General features: G+C 27.6%; 21 protein-coding genes. 7 read left to right on the plus strand and 14 right to left on the minus strand.

All coding sequences use genetic code 11. The features are described from left to right. Nucleotides 1-148 precede the first annotated feature (148 nt). Both CP965_RS03270 and CP965_RS03275 read left to right on the plus strand, forming a co-directional pair. Nucleotides 149-2,257: a TonB-dependent receptor gene (locus CP965_RS03270; protein WP_129060624.1), complete on the plus strand. Its 2,109-nt coding sequence runs from the start codon at nt 149-151 to the stop codon at nt 2,255-2,257. Nucleotides 2,258-2,272: 15 nt separating this feature from the next. Continuing rightward, nucleotides 2,273-3,055, plus strand: a complete 783-nt coding sequence (locus CP965_RS03275) for a DUF4198 domain-containing protein (RefSeq protein ID WP_129060625.1) — start codon at nt 2,273-2,275, stop codon at nt 3,053-3,055. 32 nt (nt 3,056-3,087) lie between these two features. On the opposite strand, the gene msrA is transcribed toward CP965_RS03275, so the two are convergent. Next, on the minus strand, nt 3,088-4,287 hold the full coding sequence (gene msrA, locus CP965_RS03280; protein WP_129060626.1) for a peptide-methionine (S)-S-oxide reductase MsrA: 1,200 nt from the start codon (nt 4,285-4,287) through the stop codon (nt 3,088-3,090). 139 nt (nt 4,288-4,426) lie between these two features. On the opposite strand from msrA, the gene CP965_RS03285 reads away from it, so the two are divergent. Then, nucleotides 4,427-5,542: an MFS transporter gene (locus CP965_RS03285; RefSeq protein ID WP_323807967.1), complete on the plus strand. Its 1,116-nt coding sequence runs from the start codon at nt 4,427-4,429 to the stop codon at nt 5,540-5,542. Nucleotides 5,543-5,552: 10 nt separating this feature from the next. Here the strand turns inward: CP965_RS03285 and CP965_RS03290 are convergent, their stop codons facing one another. From CP965_RS03290 to CP965_RS03305, 4 genes are all read right to left on the minus strand, one after another. Next, nucleotides 5,553-6,584, minus strand: a complete 1,032-nt coding sequence (locus tag CP965_RS03290; RefSeq protein WP_129060628.1) for an NADH:flavin oxidoreductase/NADH oxidase — start codon at nt 6,582-6,584, stop codon at nt 5,553-5,555. 18 nt (nt 6,585-6,602) lie between these two features. Continuing rightward, nucleotides 6,603-7,232: an NAD(P)H-dependent oxidoreductase gene (locus CP965_RS03295; RefSeq protein ID WP_129060629.1), complete on the minus strand. Its 630-nt coding sequence runs from the start codon at nt 7,230-7,232 to the stop codon at nt 6,603-6,605. Nucleotides 7,233-7,308: 76 nt separating this feature from the next. Beyond that, nucleotides 7,309-7,902, minus strand: coding sequence for an NAD(P)H-dependent oxidoreductase (locus CP965_RS03300; RefSeq protein WP_129060630.1), 594 nt, complete (start codon nt 7,900-7,902; stop codon nt 7,309-7,311). An 18-nt stretch (nt 7,903-7,920) separates the two neighbouring features. Beyond that, complete coding sequence (locus CP965_RS03305; RefSeq protein WP_129060631.1) at nt 7,921-8,829, minus strand: DMT family transporter; 909 nt, start codon at nt 8,827-8,829, stop codon at nt 7,921-7,923. A 130-nt stretch (nt 8,830-8,959) separates the two neighbouring features. Between CP965_RS03305 and CP965_RS03310 the strand changes: the two genes are divergently transcribed. From CP965_RS03310 to CP965_RS03320, 3 genes are all read left to right on the plus strand, one after another. Beyond that, nucleotides 8,960-9,334: a winged helix-turn-helix transcriptional regulator gene (locus CP965_RS03310; RefSeq protein WP_129060632.1), complete on the plus strand. Its 375-nt coding sequence runs from the start codon at nt 8,960-8,962 to the stop codon at nt 9,332-9,334. A 3-nt stretch (nt 9,335-9,337) separates the two neighbouring features. Beyond that, nucleotides 9,338-10,237, plus strand: a complete 900-nt coding sequence (locus tag CP965_RS03315) for an AEC family transporter (protein WP_129060633.1) — start codon at nt 9,338-9,340, stop codon at nt 10,235-10,237. 94 nt (nt 10,238-10,331) lie between these two features. Next, complete coding sequence (locus CP965_RS03320) at nt 10,332-11,060, plus strand: thioredoxin fold domain-containing protein (protein WP_129060634.1); 729 nt, start codon at nt 10,332-10,334, stop codon at nt 11,058-11,060. A gap of 124 nt (nt 11,061-11,184) precedes the next feature. Here the strand turns inward: CP965_RS03320 and CP965_RS03325 are convergent, their stop codons facing one another. From CP965_RS03325 to CP965_RS03365, 9 genes are all read right to left on the minus strand, one after another. Further along, nucleotides 11,185-11,376: an HPP family protein gene (locus tag CP965_RS03325; RefSeq protein WP_129060635.1), complete on the minus strand. Its 192-nt coding sequence runs from the start codon at nt 11,374-11,376 to the stop codon at nt 11,185-11,187. A 22-nt stretch (nt 11,377-11,398) separates the two neighbouring features. After that, complete coding sequence (locus CP965_RS03330; protein WP_129060636.1) at nt 11,399-12,553, minus strand: MFS transporter; 1,155 nt, start codon at nt 12,551-12,553, stop codon at nt 11,399-11,401. Nucleotides 12,554-12,631: 78 nt separating this feature from the next. Continuing rightward, entirely contained in the window at nt 12,632-13,267 is a 636-nt protein-coding gene (locus CP965_RS03335; protein WP_129060637.1) for a hypothetical protein, read from the minus strand. Nucleotides 13,268-13,276: 9 nt separating this feature from the next. After that, nucleotides 13,277-13,621 (minus strand): zinc ribbon domain-containing protein YjdM, encoded by a 345-nt coding sequence (locus tag CP965_RS03340; protein WP_129060638.1) that lies wholly within the window; start codon nt 13,619-13,621, stop codon nt 13,277-13,279. A gap of 61 nt (nt 13,622-13,682) precedes the next feature. Continuing rightward, nucleotides 13,683-14,270 carry a transglutaminase-like domain-containing protein gene (locus CP965_RS03345; RefSeq protein ID WP_129060639.1) on the minus strand — a complete coding sequence of 196 codons (588 nt, stop codon included), beginning with the start codon at nt 14,268-14,270 and terminating at the stop codon, nt 13,683-13,685. Between the two features lie 20 nt (nt 14,271-14,290). Further along, complete coding sequence (locus tag CP965_RS03350) at nt 14,291-14,764, minus strand: pyridoxamine 5'-phosphate oxidase family protein (protein WP_129060640.1); 474 nt, start codon at nt 14,762-14,764, stop codon at nt 14,291-14,293. 10 nt (nt 14,765-14,774) lie between these two features. Next, nucleotides 14,775-15,941: an acetylornithine transaminase gene (locus tag CP965_RS03355; protein WP_129060641.1), complete on the minus strand. Its 1,167-nt coding sequence runs from the start codon at nt 15,939-15,941 to the stop codon at nt 14,775-14,777. Nucleotides 15,942-15,949: 8 nt separating this feature from the next. Further along, nucleotides 15,950-16,648, minus strand: coding sequence for an MOSC domain-containing protein (locus CP965_RS03360; RefSeq protein ID WP_129060642.1), 699 nt, complete (start codon nt 16,646-16,648; stop codon nt 15,950-15,952). A 4-nt stretch (nt 16,649-16,652) separates the two neighbouring features. Continuing rightward, on the minus strand, nt 16,653-17,105 hold the full coding sequence (locus tag CP965_RS03365; protein WP_129060643.1) for a carboxymuconolactone decarboxylase family protein: 453 nt from the start codon (nt 17,103-17,105) through the stop codon (nt 16,653-16,655). A 96-nt stretch (nt 17,106-17,201) separates the two neighbouring features. Between CP965_RS03365 and pdxR the strand changes: the two genes are divergently transcribed. Then, nucleotides 17,202-18,575 carry a MocR-like pyridoxine biosynthesis transcription factor PdxR gene (gene pdxR, locus CP965_RS03370; protein ID WP_129060644.1) on the plus strand — a complete coding sequence of 458 codons (1,374 nt, stop codon included), beginning with the start codon at nt 17,202-17,204 and terminating at the stop codon, nt 18,573-18,575. The last annotated feature ends 8 nt before the right edge of the window (nt 18,576-18,583 follow it).

An 18,583-nucleotide genomic window follows, 5' to 3' on the forward strand; every position in this document is an offset into this window, starting at 1 on the left:
TTACTTACTCCTTTTTCCTCACTTCTTAAAACAAACTCTAATACTATTATTTTACATGTTTATTTAGTTAATTTTCAATTAAGTAAAAAGTTGTAATATTCATTTTTTTGCAACTTGGTTGCATTCATATTTATTAGGAGAGTTACAAGTGAGAAATTATGTTTTAGTGGGATTATCCCTCTTATGTTTATCTTCATTATTATACGCAGAAGATAAAAATAAAAATGATTTAGGAATAGTGAATATATCTAGTAAACAAGATAATAATTCATCTCAACTTTTAAAGGAATCATCAACTGGTTCAAGATTAGAACTAACTTTAAAAGAGATACCAGCAAGTATTGAAATTTTGACATCTGAGCTTATGGAACAAAGAGGTGATACAACAGTTATTGAAGCTATAACTAAAACTACTGGAATTACTGGTGGACAATCTGGACATGGACCTGGCGGTAAATTTATTGCCAGAGGCTTTTCAGCAGGGTTTCCAGGAATTGATTTTTTAACAGATGGAGTTAAATTAAATGGTTCAGCTTTTTCAAAACGAGCATTTGAAACTGCCAACTTAGATAAAATTGAGGTTATAAAAGGTGCAAGTTCTATATTAAATGGAGAAGGAAGTATAGGTGCAACTGTAAACTTAATCACAAAAAAACCAAACTTCAATGAGGAAGAAACAGAATTTGGTTTAAAAATAGGAAGCTACGATAGTTATAGATTGAGTTTTGGAGCAGGTGGCATAGCAATACCAGATATATTAGCATATAGAGTTGATGTAAGCACAAGAGAAAAAGGCTCTATTTTTGATAGAGAGAAAAAAACGGTAGATTCACTAAATGCAGGATTACTTTATAAAATAAATGATAATCTATTCACTTCATTAACAATTGATAAAACAAAAGATGAAGCTGAAAATATTTACATAGGGACACCTTTAATCAATGGTAAATTAGACAAAAAAGTAAGAGAAATAAATTATAATACTTATACTGATGGAATTGATGAAGGAGATAGTTTATTTATAAAACAAAATACACAATGGTTTGTAAATTCAAATTTAGAATTAAAAAATCAAATCTATTACCAAAATATGGATGCAGATGTTAGAAGACCATATAAAACCCTTCAAGTTGAGAATAGTGATAATGTTTATATTGCTGGAGCAGATATTCAAGAAAAACAAGATTTGATTGGAAATAGAATAGATTTAATCAATAAACAAGATATTTTTGGACGTGAAAATAAATTATTAGTAGGTGCAGATATTAGTAAACTGAATTTTCAAAGAGATATAAGTCCAACTTGGGGAGGGATTGAAACAAATATTTATAATCCAACACAAGGCTCATTTATAGATTTAAATGGTTCATATAGTACAAAAAATGTTGAAACTGATATTAATCAAATTGCTGTTTACCTAGAAAACCAACTTAATATAACAGATAATATAAAACTTTTATTTGGACTTAGACATGATACTATTGATGTAGATTGGAACTATTTTACAAGTAATACTGAAAAAGATAGAACATATAATGAGTTTTCATATAGAGTAGGTTTAATTTACGATTTATCTGATACAACAACCCTTTACACTTCTTATAATACATCAATAGAAGCAGGAAATAGTTTAGTACAAATGAATGTTAATCAAGTTGATTTGGATCTAACAAAAGCAAAACAATATGAAATTGGATTAAAACAATCATTTTTAAATGAAAAAGCAGATTTTTCTGTAAGTGCCTACAAAATATCAAAAGAAAATATATTTGTAAATGACCCAAATACAGTAGGAAAAGTTTTAAATGCAGGGGAACAATCTTCAAAAGGTTTAGAGTTTAGTTTAGGTATTCAAGCTTTAGAACAATTAAGAATAGATGCAAACTTAGCTTATACTGATGCAAAATATGATGATTTTATTACAGGTTCAAATAATTATACGGGAAATACTCCATATTCTGTTCCAAAATATATAGCAAATCTTGGAATTAGATATATACCAATTACAAACTTAGGTATTGGAACTTGGGTTAATTATGTAGATTCATTTTATGCAGATGATGCAAATACAGTAAAATTGCCATCATATACTACAATTGATTTAACACTTGACTATACATACAATAAAAACACAACATTTTCTTTTGCAATAAAAAATCTTACTGATGAGCTTTATGCTACAAGTTCAAGAAATAACTATAGTGTTTTTTTAGGAGACTCAAGAAACTTCGAATTTGGTATAAAATATAAATTTTAATAATAAGGATATAAGATGATAAAAAAAATAACTCTAATTACTTTATTAAGTACTGCTGTAGCTATACAAACTTTAGCACATGATTTATGGGTCCATGCTTCAGATTTCAAACCTAAATATAATAAAATAGGTACATCAACAATATTATATGCTGGATATGGACATAGATTCCCTGTTGAAAATGCCTATACAAAAGAAAATAGTTTCACATTACATTATCCTGATAATAAAAAGAAAGTTATTAAAGGGAAACTTTTAGCAAAACAAATGATTTTAAAAGAAAAAGGAAATTATATTGTTACTGGAAAAACAAAACCAAGTATTTGGTCTAATTTTGAAAATAGTAAAGGTGAAAAAGTTTGGCGTCAAGAGTCAAAAAACAACTTAAAAAATGTTATCTATAGTAAAAAAGTACATAAATATGCAAAAGGGATTTTGACTATTGGAGAAACTAATGATAAAAACTATTCAAAAGTACTAGGCGAAACTCTTGAATTTATACCTTTAGAAAATCCTAACAATATAAAAAGTTTAGAAAAAGAATTAAATGTAAAAGTATTATTTAAAGGGAATCCTCTATCAAATGTTGATGTTTATGGAGCATATGCAGGTTTTTCTAATAAAGGAGACTTAAAACTACTAGGGAAAACAAATATTAATGGAATTGTTAAAATTACACCGGAGCATTCAGGATATTGGATTTTAAAAGTAGAACATACAGAACCTACTTTAAAAGAATTTCAAAATAACTATGATGATGAAGCCTATGTAGCAACTTTAACTTTTCAAGTTCAATAAACAAAAATTGATACAATAATATAAATTATATATTATTGTATCTTTCTTACTTCACTTCTTGGAACAAACTCTAAAACAGTTGCATTTATACAAAACCTTCTATATCCAAACTCATCAAATACATGTCCTAAATGAATTCCACTTTTTTTAGCAAGGACTTCTACTCTATTCATACCATAACTATAATCTGGTTTTTCTATAGTTGACCCATCTACTGCTTTATAAAAACTAAGCCATCCAGTTTTTGAATTGAATCTATCTTTTGTATCAAAAAGTATATCTCCTGATACTTTATCTATAAAGACTCCATCAGGGGTATCTTTGAAAATATCATACTGTTTACAAAACCTTGAATCTGTACTTTTATTAAAAGCTACATTATAACTTTCAGTATCTTTTCCAAGTTTAAAAGCTCCTAATTGTTCATAAAATTCTTTTTCATTTAAATAGCCTCTATTACTAAAAACTTCTTTACCATCTTCAATAAAAAGTATTGTTGGTGTTGCATCAAGTTTTGTTTTTATATCAAAACCTTTTAACTGATTTTCTAAAACTGTTCGAAGAGGTATAGTTCCTTTATACTTAGAACTTACATCTTCTTCAAACTTTTCGCAATAAGGGCAATATCCTTGGGCTTTTATAACTATAATTTCTTTGCCTTTAAAAGGTTGAATTAGCTCTTTATTTACTTCTTTTTCTTTTTCAAATTTTACACCTGTTGCATGGTTTGGACAATAACCATTTGGATTTTTTGCTAAATAATCTTGATGATAAGTTTCTGCTTCATAAAACTTTTCTAAAGGTTTAATTTCAGTCACAATTTTTCCAAAGCCATGCTCTTCTAATAAACTTTGGTATTTCACTTTTGTATTTTTTGCTATGTTTTTTTGATTATCATTTGTATAAAAAATTGCACTTCGATAGTTATTTCCTATATCATTACCTTGACGATTTTTTTGAGTCGGGTCATGTATTTGCCAAAAAGATTTTATAAGTTCTTTAGCATTTGTTTTATTTGTATCAAATTTTACAAGTACCCCTTCTGTATAATTTACTATTTCTAAATTATTTTTTGTAGGAAGTTTTCTATACTCTAAGACTTTTTTATATGTAGGATTAGGATAATTACCTCCTACATAACCAGACTTTACATCAGTAACACCATTTAAATTTTCAAAGTGCTTTTCCACTCCCCAAAAGCAACCAGCTGCAAATACTATTTCAGCTATCATTATTAATCCTTTTGTAGTTTTTCTTTTATTATATTCTATAAATGTGTAGAGAAAATAAAACAAAAGCTAAAGTGCCTTTTAGCTATAATAATAACCTATCTTTCAAATAAACAAAGGTTATATTATCAAAAAAACAGCTATTCTTACTTTACTACTATTATCTATGACAACTATGATGTCAAATGTTGCAATTATTACAGCACTTCCTAGATTTCAAGACTATTTTAGTAGTATCAATCATATTGAATTTTATTCAAGACTTATGCTTACTTTACCTTCAGTTATCATTGCCCTATTCTCTCCTTTTTTAGGTCATATAATATTTAAATATGGCAAAAAAACATCTGCAATACTTGCCCTAACTATTTTTGCAATAACAGGAAGTTCTGGATTATTTTTAGATAGTTTAGAAGCATTTTTATTTTCAAGAGCTTTATTTGGAATTGCAATTGCCACATTAATGATTGTATCAACTTCTTTAGTAGGTGATTATTTTCAAGGAGAAGCTAGACATAGATTTATGGGATATCAAAGTGCTTTTATGTCCATTGGTGGGGTTATTTTTGTAGTAAGTGGAGGTTTATTGTCAGATATAAACTGGAGATTTACTTTTGGTATTTATTTAATTGGCTTCTTGCTTTTACCTATGATTATCTTTTTTCTAGTAGAAAAATCAAAAGAACAAATTGAAGAGGAAGTTCAGTTAGTACCTGCAAACCTTTTAGGTGTTTATTTCTTAGGTTTTTTCTTTATGCTTATTTTCTTTATTTTACCAACACAAATGCCTTTTTTAATAATGGATACCTTTAAAGCAAGTGGAAAACTTACAGGTTCTATTATAGGTATTGCTTTTTTGACTAATGCACTTGGAGCAATATATTTTTCAAAACTAAAAAAGAAATATAGTTTTTCTACTGTTTATTTAATAGCTTTAACTATAGTTGCCACAGGTCTTACAGCAGTGGGAATTATCCATAATGTTTATTATTTTTATCTAACTGCTATGCTTTTTGGTTTTGGTGGAGGTATTATGATGACAAATGTATCTGCTTGGATGTTAAGTAAAACAACTTTTGAAAAAAGAGTAAAAGCCTCAGGATATCTAACAAGTTCTTTATTTCTAGGACAGTTTGCTTCTCCTATAGTATTTTACCCTATTGTTAGGAACTTGGGAGTACAAAATTTTTTCTTAGCTATTGGAATATTTTTATTTATACTTGTTTTAATAAGTTCTTTATATAAAAAGTTAGTTTAAATACTAACTTTTATAAGTAAGCTCGAAGATAAGAACTTTCTATTAATTGTGTTTCATTAAATTCTTTAGCAAACTTAAATACTAAATTTGGGTTTCTTAAAAGCTCTCTTCCATAAGCTACAAAATCACAAGATTTATTTTCTAAAAGAGATTCTCCTTGTTTTGCTGTAGTTATTAAGCCTACTGCAATTACAGGGATATTTATATTTTCTTTTATTTTTTTTGCATACTCACATTGATATAAAGGTAAAAGTTCTGGCATTAAATCTGGCTCTTTTTGATTTCCACCTGCTGAAACATGAATAGAATCTACACCAAGTTTTTCCAACTCTTTTGATAAATAAATAGAATCTTCTATATCCCAACCATTTGTTTTCCATTCACTTGCAGAAATACGAACAATTAAAGGTAAATCAATCTGTTCTTTTAAAAGCTTAGCAATCTCTAAAGTTAATCTACATCTATTTTCTAAACTTCCACCATAGATATCTTCTCTTTTGTTTGTTAAAGGGGATAAAAATTCACAAAGTAAATATCCATGGGCAGCATGAAGTTCTAAGATATCATAGCCAGCCTCTTTTGCTCTTTTTGCAGAATCTAAGAATTGCTGTTTTATTAAATTTATTTCTTCTAAGTTTAAAGCTTCTGGAACTTTGAATTCACTATTTATATCAAAAGGTATTGAAGAAGGAGCGACAGGATTTGTCTGTTTTACTAAACTTTTTCTTCCAGCATGAGCAAGTTGAATAGCTATTTTTGAACCAAAATCATGAACTTGCTCTACAAGTGATTTATGTCCACTAAGTTGAGAATCTTCCCAAATTCCTAAATCATTATTAGAAATCCTTCCTCTTGCTTCTATTGCTGTTGCTTCAACAATAATTAAACCTACATTGCCAAGAGCTTTTGAAGTATAATGAAGAGAGTGAAAAGGTTTAACTTTTGCACTATCATCACTTTTGTACATACACATAGGAGGCATTACAATTTTATTTTTTAATTGACAATTCCCAATATTACTAGGACTTAAAAGTAAACTCATACTTACTCCTTAAGTGAATTATTTAATATACTCTACAATATCCTCTAGTTTTTCTCTTTGTTGAGAAGATTGTTCATTAATTCTATATCCAAATGGTAAAACTAAAGATAATTGATATTTTGAAGTATCTAGTTCTAATATTTTTTCAACTTTTTCTTTTTCAAAACCTTCAATAGGACAAGAATCAACACCTTTGATTGCTGCAGCTGTCATCATATTAGAAGCAGCAAGATATGTCTGTTTTGAAGTCCAAGAATAAACATTCTCATTTGTTGAAAGTGTTTCTTGTAAATGTGTAGCATAAAGATTTAAATAAAAATCCAACTTTTCTTGAGGCATTTCTCTTCTTCCAAACTTTCTTCTAGGAACCCCAGATTCTGGTTTAACATCCTCAATTGCTACAAGAATAATTACAAGATGAGAACAAGTAGTTATTTGAGGTTGATTCCAACAAACTTCTTTTAATTTTTCTCTTAATTCATTATTTGTTATAACTAAAAACTTCCAAGGTTCCATACCAAAAGAAGAAGGAGATTTTCTTCCTGCTTCTAAAATATATTCTAAATCAGAATCTGAAATTTTTTTTGTTTCATCAAAAATTTTACAAGCATGTCTAAAATCCATAGCTTCCATAAATGTTTTTTCCATAAATAAATCCTCTATATTTTAATTTTTTATTGTAACAATTTTTTTTAATCACTTCATTTACATAAGTAAAGATTTATTACTTAAAATTCTCTTTTAAAGTATTTTCAAACTTTTTAAATTCTTTTTCTAAGTCTAAATCTCCTTTAAAAATATCATGTACTGAATAAGTTTTTAAAGGTTCTAAACCACAAAATTGGAATGTCTTATGAACTGCGACATGGGCTTCATCTAAAGATAAACCATCAAAGAAACCATTTTTATTACCAAATTCTGATTCTGGGCAATTATAAGTTAAAGACAACATATATTTACCTTTTAATAGTCCTCCACTTCCATAAGTCTTTGAAGAGTCTTCTCTACTTCTTCCATCACTTGCATAATGTTTGCCTTGAGTAAGAACTTCATCAAAATATTTTTTTGTAATCCAAGGAACACCCATCCAATATACAGGGTATTGAAGTAAAATATAATCTGCCCAAACTAATTTTTCAATTTCTTCTTCTTTATTATAACCTTCCTCAATATGTGTATATTTTACTTCAAAACCATTTTCCAAAAAGAACTCTTTTGCTTTTTTAATATAATTATTTGTAAGTTCACCTTTTGCAACTACATCATAATATTGATGACCATTTAAAATTAAAACTTTTTTATTTTCACTTTGATTCATGATTTTTACTCCTAAAGATTAGATTATTTGTGCTTTTTTTCTTAAACCTCTTCTTGAATTAAAAAGAAGAACTGCAACAAAAGATAAAGCACAACCAACTATTGTTGATAACATTATCTCTTCCCCATAAATTATCCAACTAGAAATAATTGCTCCCACAGGAACTATAAACATAAATACTCCCGTTTGATGTGCTCCTATTTTACTAGCTGAGATAAAAAAAAGTGCTGTACTAAAAGTTCCAGCAAAAATTCCAATAAATAATATATTCCACCAGAAGATTGAATCAAAATTGTTTAAAACAAAAGGATGAAAAGGTAAAGCAAAAAACATATTTATAAGACCTGTCACACCAAATACAACTAACGTATAAAACATAGGATCAACTCCTCTTTGTGCAGCTTTTTGAGCTATTATTGTAACAATAGACCAAACAACAGCACACTCTAAAAAGTAAGAGCTATCTACATTTAAAAAGCCTAAACCTTCAAAAGGTATTTTCAACAAAATAATTGCTCCAAAAATCCCTACACTTAAAGCAAGAATTTGTTTTGTTGTTATTTGTGTTTTAAAAATTGTTAGAGACATTAAATAAGTAAGTATTGGAGAAATAGCTGTTACAAGTGTCCCTCCATATCCTGCTTGTCCATGTGAAAGTCCTGCAAAAAACAAATAATTGAAAAAAGCAATTAAAGCTCCTGCAAGAACCATATAAAAAACTCCTAACTTATCAGCTTTAAAAGAAGTTTTCATATAAAAGATTATAGGTATTACTGTAATAAAAGATATAGCATATCGCCAAAACGCTGCCACTTCGGCATTTGAATGTTCTGCTGCTGCTTTACCTGAAGTCCAAGCCATACCCCAAATAAGCATTGCAACGATCATTCCTATAAAATATTTTGTTTTGTTTTCACTTTGGGTCATATAATTCCTTAATTTCAGCGAAATGCTTTGGAATTATATTTTAGATAAACTTAATTTACCCTTACTTTACTTTAGGTAAGTAATGTAAATTTATTATCTTTATGTTATAATCAAAAAATGGAGTATAAGAATGTATTATATAAACAACAAAGAATATAAGTGTTCCGTCGCAGTTACTTTAGATATTTTCAATGATAGATGGAAATTAGCAATAATTTGGCATTTATTAGATGGAGAAAAAAGATTTAAAGAATTACATGAAACAATTAGTGAAATTACTCAAAAAACTTTAACTGTAAAATTAAAAGAATTAGAAGAAAAAAATATCATAAACAGAGAAGTTTTTCCTGAAATCCCACCTAAAGTTGTTTACTCACTTACAGATGTTGGAGAAAAACTAAAACCTGTACTAGAAGAAATGTATAATTGGGGTATTTTATACAGTTCAGCACATGGAGAAATTACTGGTGAAAACTCTTGTTATGTAAATTTAGGGAAGAAGTAATTAATGGAAAACTTTATCTTAATAATACTATGTATTGTTATAGGTTATGGTTTAAATAGACTACATATTTTTTCAAAAGATGCAGCTACTACTTTAAACCAATTTGTTATTTATGTTTCTTTACCTGCAATGATTTTATTACAAATACCTAAATTAACTTTTTCAATGGATACTTTAATTCCTGTAATCATTGCTTGGCTTGTGATGTTCATAACAGCAATACTAATCTTACTTTTATCAAAATTTTTTAATTTTTCAAAAGAGATTACAGGCTCACTTATGCTTGTAGCTATTTTAACAAACTCTTCTTTTCTTGGTATTCCAATTTTAAATGCTTATATGGGAGAAAGTGCTTTACCTTATGTTTTAGTTTATGACCAGTTAGGAACCTTTATTGCCTTAGCTACATATGGTACTTTTATTGCTTCTTACTATTCTAGTAAAAGCGAATTAAGTTTTAAAATTATTCTTTATAAAGTCTTAACTTTCCCACCTTTTTTATCTTTAATTGTGGCTTTATTTCTAATAGGTGTTGAATTTAATGAAAACCTTACAAAAGTATTATCAGCTTTAGCAGCAACTATAGTACCTGTTGCTTTAGTTGCAGTTGGATTACAATTAAAATTAAAACTACAAAAAGAAGAAATAAAACCTTTTAGTGTAGCTTTAACTGTAAAATTAATTATTGCACCACTAATTGCATTTTTAATTTGTAAACTTTTTTCATGGGAAGGAGATATTTCAACAATCTCGATTATGGAAGCAGGAATGGCACCAATGATTACAGCAGGTGCAATTGCATCAATGGCAGGGTTAGCGCCAAGACTTAGTTCAGCAGTTGTTGGCTATGGGATTATAATATCATTTATTACTACTTACATATTATTTATGCTAATTTCCTAATATAAGAAAAAATTATTGATAAAATACAAAAACTACATAAAAACTAAACATTAATATTGTATTATCTCTAAAATTTTTTTATTAGGATGTATATATGTTCAAAACCGCAAGAAATATTCTATTAGCTTTATCTTTGACTACAGGTTTAAGTGCTGCTGATAAGTTATCAAAACAAGAGATAAATCAAATTCAAACTTTACCATTAATTAAAATGGCTCAAGTAGAAATACAAAATGGAGTTGATTTTGGAAGTTTATATGGGTTAAGTGTAAAAGTAAAAGGTAGAATGGATACTATTTTTTTAACAAAAGATAAAAAATATTTACTTCCAGGGGATGCTATAAATACTCAAGATGGTCAACCTTTAACTTTACCAGTTGATTTATCAGCAACAGTAGGAAAAGAAGCTTTCACTTTTGGAAAAGGGAAAGACGAATATATTCTTTTTACAGATCCTGAATGTCCTTATTGTAAAAAATTTGAATCGTACTTTTCAGAAATTGAAGATAAAGTAAAAATTAAAGTATTTTTCTATCCTTTATCATTTCATGAAAATGCAAAAGATATTTCACTTTATATCATGAGTCAAAACTCTTATGAAGATAAGGTTAGAACTATGACTGAAACTACAAAAGATAGTGAAGATTTTAAAAATAGAAAAATATCTAAAGATAAACTAAGCAAACTTGAAAAGTCTTTAGATGAACAAATGAAAATAGCTCAAGATCTTGGTATTAGTGGAACACCATCATTATTTGATAAAAATGGAAATAAAGTTATTTGGGCTGTAATGCTTGAAAAATACGGAGTTTCTGTAAAATAATAACTAGTAGAATTTTTCTACTAGTTATTATCTATTGTATCTAGATAATATTCTGCTAATTTGTAAGGATCCTTTTCTTTACTAACATTTTCATGTTCTTCTTCAAAATACTCACATTTTTTCATTACCAATATATTGGATAAACTTTGTTTTTGTGTAAATTATTATAAAAAAGTGCAGGAGGATGGACTACTTTAGCAATCATCATTAGAGCAATTGCACTTGCTAATGCTAAAGCCATACTCCACCATTGAGGTCCTATTATATGAAAAAAGAACAAACCTACAAAAGTAGCTATAAAATGTCCAAATATCACATTTCTTTGTCAAGGAAAAAACTTATCTTAAGTCTTTTTCATATCGTTTAAAAAAAACTAAACAAAGAACTACACCTAAAAGGGCTAAGCCAGCACCTACAATTGAAGGATAAACAAAAGATAAACCAAATAATAAAGGAATACCACCAACAAATGCTCCTAAAGAATTTGACACATTAAAAGCTGATTGAATAAATGCTGCACCTAACATTTCAGAGTTTTTTGCACTTTTTAACATTACCATATTTATAGGAGAACTAATACTCATAGCTAAAGCTCCACATATAAAAGTAAGCAATATTGCTATTGTTTTATTTTCTGAGAAGAAAAACACTAAAACTAAAGATAAAACCATCATAGAAAGTAGAAATATCAATGCTTTTAAAGGATTATATTTATCGGCTAAATATCCCCCAAAAATATTTCCTACAACCATACCAGCTCCGGCAACTATCATCATATAAGATACACTAGCTTCATCAAATCCAGATACATGAATAAGTAAAGGAGCAATATAACTAAACCAAGCAAAAAGCCCTCCAAAACCAATTGAAACTATCATTAGCAAATGCCAAGCCTTTAAAGTCTTAAAAAACTCTAATTCTTCTTTAAAAGTAATAGTTCTTAAAGGTTTTAATTCAGGAAGCCATTTATATAAAGCAAAAATAGTTATTATTCCTATTATAGCAACTATTCCAAAAGCAAATCGCCAATGAAGATGGTGTCCTATAAAAGTAACAAGAGGAACCATAGCTAAATTTGCAACAGTAAGTCCTGTAAACATTGAAGCAATTGCTTGTGCAGATTTTCCTTCTACAGCAAGTCTTGTAGCAACTACAGTCCCTACTCCAAAAAAAGCACCATGGGGAAGCCCACTAAAAAATCTTGAAAGTAAAAGGGTATTATAATCAGGTGCAAGAGCAGAAAGAGCATTAAAAAATGTAAAAAGAATCATAAAAACAATAAGAACATTTCTTGGGGCAAACTTTGCACTTAATGCAACAAGAATGGGAGAACCCACTACTACACCAAGAGCATATGCAGAAATTAAATGCCCTGCAATAGGTATAGAAACTTCAATATCTTTTGCAACATCAGGCAAAAGTCCCATAATCACAAACTCTGTTGTACCAATAGCAAGGCCACCAAGAGCTAAAGAAAAAAGTTGTTTAGTCATAAGCTAAGTCTTTGTATTAATTTTTGGAAATTGTAGTAAAAATAAATGATTAAAAACTTAAATTAACTAATTAAAAAACTATTCTATCTCACAAATTTTTATAGCAGTTCGTAAAAAGGCTGTTAAATATATATTGTCCTTTGCCTTTAAAGATTTATCAATTTTTGTTTTTATTTCATCTAAAGCTTTTTTAAACCCTTGATAAAATTCATAACTTGGAGTTGGTTTATATTCTAAGTTTTTTAATTGTAAATAAGAAATTATACTTTTTGCAGTGGTTGGTTTTACAAAATAATCTTTGTCTCTATTAAGGTAATAAGGGACTAGACTTATTAAAGTCCATTTTGCTAGATTATACTCTTTTAATATCTCAACTATCCCTTCATATCCTTCTTTTTTATTTCCATAAAGTAAATCATATAAAGCAATAGAAAACATATCTTTTTCATACATTCCTAATTCTTTAAAGGCATCTCTTAATTTCATTTTGTCATAAAAAGATATAACTACGGATTTATATACTATTTTTACAAAATTATCACAAATAATTTCAGGTTGAGAAAAGTTGTCTTTTTTGAAAAACTCTTTAGACAACTCTTCTAATTTTGAAGGATTAAATTTTTTTATTTGTTTAACTAATCTTTCATCTTCAAAAACCTCTGGATATTCTTCTAAAAATTCAGCTTCTAAATCTTTTAAGGCTTCTGTATTCATTTTTTTAACTTAAGATTTTTTTACAAACTCTTGTTTTAATTTGATAGCCCCAACACCAGGGATTTTACAGTCAATATTATGACCATCATTTCCATCAACTAATCTGATACCTTTTACTTTTGTACCAACTTTGATTCCAGAAGAACTACCTTTTACTTTTAAATCTTTTATTACAGTTACATCATCACCGTCATTTAAAATATTTCCATTTGCATCTTTTACAACAAGTGTATCTTCTTCCTCATCAATTGAATCTTTAGACCACTCATAACCACACTCTGGACAAATTAATAAACTTCCATCTTCATAAGTATATTCACTATTACATTTTGGACAATTTGGTAGTTGTTCCATGCTTCTCCTTTTATTTTGATAAGAAGGCATTATACTATAATTATACTTTTTAACTATTTTATTAAAAACCCTCTTTTATATCAGGTATATTATTTATCATTTCTTTATAGCTTTTATTACTGCTTAAAGCTTTTACAACAACATCTAAAGGTCTTGAATAATATACTTTTAGAGCATATTCATTTTCTTGTAACTTAAATGCTAATTTTTCAATACCTGGAGTAAACTGAGCATCTACTCCTTCTTTATTTCCCCTTGCATCAATTTTATACCATCCATAATCTTTTAAATAAACAGCATTTAATCCATGTAAACAAAAACTATTATCTTTATATTCATCACAAGAAAGTCTTTGATAACATAAAGCAGTGGGAATATTGTTTGCTCTTAATAAAGCAGCAAGTAAGTGAGACTTTGCAAAACACCACCCTGTTTTGTACTTTAAAACTTCACTTGCTTTTAATGTTGTTATATTATCTTTATAATCTCCACTATGATGAATTTCATCTCTAACATATAAAAAACATTTTTTTGCAATCTCTTCATCGCTATTACAATCTTTTGAAAGTTCTTTTGCTAGTTTTTCAATAGCATTATTTGAATAATCAATAATATCTGTTTCTTCTAAATAACTTTTTTTATCAATCATTATTTTTTATACCTCATATTTTATTTATAATATCTTCCTACATAATCAAGAATATCTATTCTTATTACAGCTGTTCCTTTTACCATTTTTTCAGGTAATTCCTTATTCTTTAAATGTGGAGTAAATTTTTCAACAATTTTTGATAAAGCAGTATGTTTTTCATTAAAATCATTAATAAGACTTGCCCTTCCTCTAAGAATAATACTGTTAAACTCTGTATTAACATCACAAGGATTTTCAACTCCTTCATATAATAAAGAAATCATTTCATCTATTTCAAAACAAACATTTGAATTAAACTTTATATTATCAATTTTTTTTCCTTTTGGTAAACCATGCATATATATTTTATTATCAAAATATACAAAATGCATAGGTAAAATATAAGGATAACCATCTTCACTATAAGTTCCTAAGCGTCCTACTTCTGAACGAGAAAATAAATCACTTATTTGCTCTTCTGTTAGTAAATGTGTTTTTGTTCTATGTCTCATTTTTCATCCTTTATTTTAATTCATCAAGGGATTTTTGAAATCTTTTAAATCCTAGCTTTATCTCTTCTTTTGAAATATTTAAAGCAGGTAAAAACCGTACAATATCTTTCCCCGATTTTAAAACTAAAACTTGGTTTTTTAAACATATTTCAAGTAAGGATTGAAGTTTTTTTTCTTCTTTTAATTTTAAACCTAACATCAAGCCTATTCCACTTTTAGAAGAAAATAGTTTTTTATTTTTCTTTAAAATATTTTCAAGCTCTTTTTGAAAAAGACCAATAGTATTTTGTATCTTTTTTGCTTTATATTTTTCTTCTAAAATATTTAAAACCTCAACTGCTGTTTTTGTACATAAAGGATTTCCACCAAAAGTTGAACCATGATCACCTTTTTTAAAAATATTTTTTTTATTTGTCATCATCAAGCCAATAGGTAAACCACCAGCTAAACCTTTTGCCATAGTTATAATATCTGGCTTTAATTCAAAAAAATTAGAAGCTAGAAATTCTCCTGTTCGATAAATTCCTGTTTGAATTTCATCTACAACAAATAAAACATCTTTTTCTTTTAAGTAATTATTCAAATTCTGCAACTCTTTTTTATCAAAAGCTTTTATTCCACCTTCGCCTTGAATTAACTCAAGCATCACTGCGACGCTGTTTTTATTTATTTTATTTTTTATATCTTCCAAATCTTTTGCATAAATGAACTCATTTGGAAAGGGTTCAAAGCCTAATTGTTTATCTTTTTGTCCTGTTGCATTTAAAGTAGCTAAAGTTCTTCCATGGAAAGAATTTTCTAAAGTAATAATATTATGTTTTTTAATACCTTTGTTTTTTGCATATTTTCTTATAAATTTAATTGCTGCTTCATTTGCTTCTGCTCCACTATTACAGAAAAAACCTTGCATATTTTTATATCCACTTAATACTGCTACTTTTTTTGCACATTCTTTTTGGGTTTTTATAGGGTAAATATTTGATAAATGAATAAACTTTTTTGCTTGTTTTGAAATAGTTTCTACAAGTTTTTTATTTCCATGTCCTAAACAGTTTACTCCAATCCCTGAGGTAAAATCTATATAGTCTTTCCTTTTTTTATCAAATAAAGTAGAGCCTTTTCCATATAGAAACTCAACAGTAAAAGGATTATATACATCTAATAAATATTTGTTCATTTCTTTCCTTAAGTATGATAAACTTCAAATTGTTTATCTTTTTCTTTCAATTTATATCTTTTTTCCAAAGATTCTTTAAAGGGTTTACCTAAAAACTCTGATTCGATAGCCTTCTTTGCTAAAGTCATATTAAAACTTGGGTTTACAATCAACTTATTTAAAAGTTCTATTGATAAATTAGCTTCTTGTCTTTTTATAAACCTCATTTCATCATCTTTACAAATAGTTCCTTCTTTTAAAACCTTTGCATACCAGCCTGTATATCCACTATCAAAAATAAATTTTGTCATCTGTTTTTGATTTGTATTTGCACTTAATTTCCAACAAGGCTGCCTTGGCTGTGTTATTTGAATTTGGCTTTCCCCTATTTCATAAATATCTCCAATACATATATCTTCTTCACTTATATTTGATAAAATTAGGTTTTCTCCAAAATGTGCCATTTCATCTATTTCAAAATTTGTATTACACTCTTTGCTTATTTTTTCATATGTTTTTTTTGAAAACAAAAATAAGGCTTTATTCTCTCCACCATGATGAACTAAGTCCGCTTGTTCATCTTCTTTAAATCCTGTTTTTGTTAAAAAAGCTTTTTGGATTGGATATTTTTTGATTGCAGAAATAAACTCTTTCCTTTTTGTTCCTTCCAATGTTTTCTTTTGTACCTTTCCAACTTTTAAATAAAGTACTTTTGCTAATTTTTCCATAGGTTTACTCCTTTACTATATACCTGCTTGAAATCGCTAATCTATTCCAACTATTTATTACAATAGCTAACCACTCAACTGCTATAAGCTCTTCTTTTGATAAAATTTCTTTAGCTTTTTCATAAACCTCATCAGGTACTTGATTTTCATTTACTAAAGTAATTGCTTCAACTAAAGATAAGCAAGCCCTCTCTTTTGAAGAAAAATAATCACTCTCTTCCCAGGCTGCAACTAAACTTATTCTTTCAATACTTTCTTTACAAGCTAAAGCATCTCTTGTATGAAGTCTTACACAATAAGAACACTTATTTATTTGAGAAGCTTTTAATTTAAGTAAATGAAAAAAACCTTCGTTTATACCAGCTTTTATAATCAATTCTTTTACATCTTCTTCCATATTTGATAATTTTTTATATAATGAAGGAACCTCATTAGCCATATTAATTCTATTTGTCATACTACTTCCTTACATATTTAAGTTTTATAGAAGTATAATATCAACAAACTGTACTTCAATCAAGATACAATTTATATATTTTTTACAAGGTCACTTATGTATAAACTTGAAAAATCATCAATTCCTTTATATATTCAGTTATATGAACAAATAAAAAGTGATATTCAAAACAATAACCTTGCAGGTACAAAACTTCTATCTATTAGAAAAATGTGTCAAGAATACAAACTAAGTAAAACAACTGTTGAATCTGCCTATAATCAGCTTTATGCAGAGGGTTATATAGAAAGTCGTCCTCAAAGTGGTTTTTATGTAAGTGAAGATATTTACAAAGAGTTTAAACAAAAAAATAAAAATATTTCAGAAGAAAAAATTTCTGAAAAAGAATATAAATATAATTTCTTTCCCGCTCAATATAGTGATGATGTTTTCCCTAAAAGACTTTGGGTAAAGCTACATAGTAAAGTTATTACAAATACAAACTTAGGTTTATATCCAAATAAACAAGGAGATTTACAACTCAGAAAAGAGATAAAAAACTACTTAGCAAGTTCAAGGGCAGTATTTTGCGATGAAGAACAAATTATTGTTTGTAGTGGCTTTTCTGATTCTATGTTTATTCTTGCTAGTATTTTAAAAGATTTTACCTCTTTTATTAGTATAGAAAACCCTGGATATAAAGTTACTCCAAAAGTTTTTAAGCAATTTGGCTATAAAATCAATCCTGTCTCTATCACAAAACAAGGAATTGATTTAAAAGAACTTGAAGAAAGTAAAAGCAAACTTGTATATGTAACTCCTTCTCATCAATATCCAACTGGAATTACTATACCTATTTCAAAAAGAATAAAACTTATAAATTGGGCAATTGAAAATAATAGTTATATAATAGAAGATGACTATGATAGTGAATTATCTTATAATAATCATCCTATTCCATCACTACAAGGAATTAATAATAATGAAAGAGTAATTTATTCTGGTACTTTCTCAAAAGCTTTATCCCCTGCTTTAAGAATAAGTTATCTTGTTTTGCCTAAAAAACTTTTAGAAAAATATATAAATACTTTTGATTTCTCCTTTTCAGGAGTTCCTATTGATATACAAAAAACATTGGAAGCCTTTATAAAAGAAGGCTACTGGGATAAACACATAAGAAAAATGAGAGCTTTAAATAAAAAGAAACATGATTTAATGAAAAAAGCTATTACAATATATCTTAAAGATACAGTAAAAATATTAAGAGAAGGTAGTGGTTTAGCTATATTAATTAAACCTACTGTAAAAATTGACTGGAAAAAGCTTGAAAAACTACTTGAAGAAAATTCTATAAAAATATATTCAATACAATTTGATACAAGTCTAAATGAGGATATTATAAACCTAGGATTTGGATGTTTTAAAGAAGAGGAAATCTTTCTTGCAGTAGAATCATTTTCTAAAGTTTGGTTTAATGCTATTATAAAATAAAAGGATAA

The organism is Halarcobacter mediterraneus (assembly GCF_004116625.1).
Taxonomy (GTDB): Bacteria; Campylobacterota; Campylobacteria; order Campylobacterales; family Arcobacteraceae; genus Halarcobacter; species Halarcobacter mediterraneus.